Here is a 391-nt window from a genome sequence, read left to right as displayed (position 1 = left end):
CAGCAACAAGCACCCTCAACTTTACAAAAGACACCCAAGCCAGTACAACGCTAGTGCTTGAAGACTCAGTAATAAACGCAGCAGAAGACGACGCGGTAAGTGTAAGCGGTAAAGTTGATGACGTAGAATCAACAAACAGCATTACCGTAACCTTTACAGATAAAGACGGTAAAAAAGTAACCGTTGATAATGTAACCATAAATGCCGATGGCACATGGGAAGTAAGTGACGAAGATATAAGCTCACTTGCAGATGGCGACGTAACAGTAAGTGTTAGCGTATTTGATAACGCCGGCAATGAAGCGGTAAATACCGAAACACTAACCAAAGACACCAACGCCAATGTAACCGTTGAAATACAAGATACAGCCGATAACGTTATTAACGGCAA

The 391-nt window shown here is 42.5% G+C and carries 1 protein-coding gene; it reads left to right on the top strand.

Annotation, left to right across the window (positions count from 1 at the left end; all coding sequences use genetic code 11):
- On the top strand, positions 1-391 hold a 391-nt coding region (locus H5157_RS20710; protein ID WP_182725425.1), incomplete at both ends, for a hypothetical protein.

Origin of the sequence: Pseudoalteromonas sp. SG43-3 (genome assembly GCF_014164385.1) — a bacterium.
Lineage (GTDB): Bacteria > Pseudomonadota > Gammaproteobacteria > Enterobacterales > Alteromonadaceae > Pseudoalteromonas > Pseudoalteromonas distincta.
The sequence above is the reverse complement of the archived record's forward strand: the minus strand, read 5'-3'. Positions and strand labels throughout refer to the sequence as shown.